We start from the raw sequence: 3,744 nt of genomic DNA on the forward strand, positions 1-3,744 counted from the left end.
CGCCCGGGACGCGCCGTGTTCAGCCGAGCAGGCTCCGCCCGGTCATCGCCGCCGGCTGGGGCAGGCCGAGCAGGGCCAGCAGCGTCGGCGCCACATCGGCCAGCCGGCCTTCGTGCAGCGCGGCGCCGGCCGGGCCGCCCACCAGCAGCACGGGCACGACATTGGTGGTGTGGGCGGTGTAGGGGCCGCCGGTCACCGGGTCCTTCATCAGCTCGGCATTGCCATGGTCGGCGGTGACCAGCAGCGCGCCGCCCTGGGCGGTGACCGCCGCCTCGATGCGCGAGAGGCCCGCATCCACCGCCTCGCAGGCGCGGATGGCGGCGTCCAGGCTGCCGGTGTGGCCCACCATGTCGGCATTGGCGAAGTTGAGCACGATCAGGTCGTATTTTTTCGAGTCGATCGCCCGCACCGCCTTCTCGGCCAGCTCGGGGGCCGACATCTCGGGCTGCAGGTCGTAGGTCGCGACCTTGGGGGAGGGGACCATGATCCGCTCCTCGCCCGGGAAGGGGGTCTCCTCGCCGCCATTCAGGAAGTAGGTGACGTGCGGGTATTTCTCGGTCTCGGCCATGCGCAGCTGGGCCAGCCCGGCCTTGGAGACCACCGCGCCCAGGATGTCCTGCATGGATTGCGGGGCGAAGAGGGTCGCCAGATGCGCCGCCAGCTCGGTCGAGTATTCGGTCATCATGGCGGCGCCGGCCAGCGCCGGGCGGCGCGCCTGGAAGCCGTCGAAGCCCGGCAGCAGCAGGGCGCCCAGGATCTGCCGCACCCGGTCGGCGCGGAAATTGAAGCAGAGCAGCCCGTCGCCATCGCGCATGCCGGCATAGCCGCCGATGACGCTGGCCGGGATGAACTCGTCCGTCTTGCCGGCCGCATGCGCGGCGGCGATGGCCTCGGCGGCGCTGGCAGCCGGGGCACCGAGGCCCTCCACCATGGCGTCATAGGCCTGGCGCACCCGCTCCCACCGCCTGTCGCGGTCCATGGCGAAATAGCGGCCGGTGACCGTCGCGATGCGCGCGCCGGCCGGCAGGTTGGGCTCGAAGCGGGCGAGGAAGCCGGGGCTGGATTCGGGCGGCGTGTCGCGCCCATCGGTCCAGGCATGGATGGCGACGGGGATGCCGGCGCCGGCGAAGATGCGGGCGAGCGCCAGGGCGTGGTCCTGGTGGCTGTGCACCCCGCCCGGGGAGAGCAGGCCCATCAGGTGCAGCGTGCCGCCGCTGGCCTTGAGCTTGGCGATCAGCCCGGTGACGGCGGGCAGGGTGGCGATGGAGCCATCGGCCACGGCGCTGTCGATGCGCGGCAAATCCTGCATGACGACGCGCCCGGCGCCGAGATTGAGGTGGCCGACCTCGGAATTGCCCATCTGTCCGTCCGGCAGGCCGACATCATGGCCGCTGGTGTGCAGGAAGCCGCGCGGGCAGCTGGCCCAGAGCCGGTCGAAGCAGGGGGTGCGGGCCTGCAGGACGGCGTTGTCCGCCCGGTCCTCGCGCCAGCCCCAGCCATCCAGGATCACCAGCATCACGGGCTTCGGACGGGACATCGTGGCTCTCCCTCGGGCGGTCGGTTTGCGTCGCGGCGGCAGGGATAGACCCTGGGGCGGGTCCTGTCAGCCACCGCGCCGGTTGCAAAGGGAATCGGGGGGGCGCAAGCGAAACGGGCCCGTCGCCGGGCCCGTCCTTGCAGGCTCGCCACCGGAGCGCCTCCGGAGTGCCGCGTCCCGCCTGTGAACGGGACGGCGGCAGCCCGACAGAAAAGCGGCAGCCCGACAGAAAAAAAGCCTGAGAGCTTTACGCCGGCAGCTGGAGGTCGGAGGCCGGCGGCAGGAACTGCGGCAGGTACATGTCCTCCGCCTTCAGCTCGGTGCTGATGCCGAAGGAGGAGCGGATGGTCTCGATCGCCGCCTGCACGCGCGGCATGGGCAGGTTGCCATAGCCGCCCGACAGCGCCTCCGGCGTGCGGATGAAGCCGAAATTGGCCAGCATGCGCGCCTTCTCCAGCGCGCGCGGCGCGGTCGGGTCGCGCTTCACCAGCGCCTCGATGGCGGCGTCCTGGTCCTTCCAGGCGGCGTCATGGCCGCGGGCGATGGCGCGGATCATGCCGGTGACGATGCGCGCATTGGCCTCGGCATAGGGGCGCTTCACCAGCAGGGCGGTGGAGAGCAGGGCGACGCCGGCATCCGAGTAGCGCATGGAGACCACATCGCCCTCGGCCACGTTCAGGCTGCGCAGGCTGAACAGGCCGGAGACCTCGAAGCCGGTGATGGCGTCGACCTCGCCGCGCACCAGCATCGGCTCGCGCAGCTGCGGGGTGACGGTCATCCAGTTGATCTTCGAGGCGTCGATGCCGGCCGCCTTGGCATAGGCGGGGAAGAGCTGGCGGGCCGAATCGGTCTCCGGCGCCGCGACCTTGCGGCCCTCGAGCTGCTTGGCGGTGGTGATGCCGCTCTTCTTCAGGGTCATCACGGCCAGCGGGCTGCCCTGCTGGATCACCATCGGCGCCACCAGATCCGGCGCCTGGCCGGAGAGGCGCAGGCGGATCGCCGGCGACAGATCGGCGATGCCGAATTCATAGGCACCGCTGGCCACCTTCACCGGCGTGTCGCCCGAGCCGAAGCCGCGGTCGATGGTGATGGCGATGCCCTCGTCGCGGAAGAAGCCGCGCTCGGCGGCCAGGACGAAGGGCGCCTGCGGGCCCTGGAAGGCCCAGTCCAGGCAGAATTTCACCGGCGTCAGCGCGGCCTGGCCACGGGCGATGTGCGGGGTGGCGAGCAGCGTGCCGGCGGTGCCGAGCATCAGGCCACGGCGGGTGGCGAGCATGGGGGTGTCTCCCGGTCGAGCGCCGGATCCTCCCGGCGGGCGGGGAGTAGCAATGGCCATGCCGCGCAGGGAAGGGGCAAAGCGCGGCGGCGCGCCCGGGACAGCGCCGCCGATGGGCGGGCATGAAAAAGGGGCGCGGCCTGCGCCGCGCCCCCTCTTCCGGTTGCCGGGGCGGATGGCCCCGGCGGGTCAGCCCGCCTGCTGGATGGCGGAGAGCTGCCAGGGCCCGCCGCGGCGGCGGCGGAAGGTCCACAGCTCGGTGGCGGTGGAGCGGGTGGCGGGGTCGCCCTCCACCACGCGGCCCTGGGTGTCATAGGTCACGTCGACCAGGCTGAAGCGCATGGCCACCGTGGCGTAGTCGCCATCCGCCTCGCGCCAGGCCTCGGACAGGTCGCCCTGCTCCAGCCGGACATCGCTGGTCTCGTTGCGCCAGCCGCGGGCGTCGAGGTCGCGCAGGTCCTGGGCGAAGTAGCTGGCCATCTCCGGCGTCGCCAGCCGGGCCAGGCCGGCCTCGTCGCGGCGCGACCAGGCGGCGTTGATGTCGCGCAGCAGCGCCTCGAAGGCCTGGTAGTCGGCCTGCGTCACCTGGATCGGCTGGGTGGCCGCGCCGCCGCCGCCGCCCATCATCGGGCGCGGCGCCGGCTGCGCCTCGCGCGCCATGCCCATCCCCTCGCGCGGGCCGCCGGCCATGGCCGGCTGGCGGCTGCGGAAGAAGCGGAGCGCGAAGCGGACCAGCAGCACGACCAGCGCGATCTGGATCAGCAGGCCGAGCAGCCCGCCCAGGCCGCTGATGCCGCCGAACAGCCCGTTGCCGAACAGCAGACCGCCAATGCCGACGCCGATCAGCCCGCCCATCAGCGCGCCGCCGAAGCCGCCGCCGAACATGCCGCCGCGCGCGGCCGCCGGGGCGGGGCTCGCCATGCCGGGGCGC

The 3,744-nt window shown here is 72.8% G+C and carries 3 protein-coding genes; all 3 read right to left on the reverse strand.

Annotated features, from left to right (window positions below):
• Positions 1–19 precede the first annotated feature (19 nt).
• Positions 20–1,537, reverse strand: coding sequence for a 2,3-bisphosphoglycerate-independent phosphoglycerate mutase (gene gpmI, locus HMPREF0731_RS09340; RefSeq protein ID WP_040612617.1), 1,518 nt, complete (start codon positions 1,535–1,537; stop codon positions 20–22).
• Positions 1,538–1,784: 247 nt separating this feature from the next.
• The gene (locus tag HMPREF0731_RS09345) at positions 1,785–2,813 is read right to left on the reverse strand and encodes an ABC transporter substrate-binding protein (protein ID WP_007003856.1); all 1,029 of its coding nucleotides are present in this window, start codon (positions 2,811–2,813) and stop codon (positions 1,785–1,787) included.
• Positions 2,814–3,002: 189 nt separating this feature from the next.
• The coding region (locus tag HMPREF0731_RS09350; protein ID WP_083854480.1) for a Tim44 domain-containing protein at positions 3,003–3,744 on the reverse strand (742 nt) is incomplete at its 5' end.

Source organism: Pseudoroseomonas cervicalis ATCC 49957 (genome assembly GCF_000164635.1).
GTDB lineage: Bacteria > Pseudomonadota > Alphaproteobacteria > Acetobacterales > Acetobacteraceae > Pseudoroseomonas > Pseudoroseomonas cervicalis.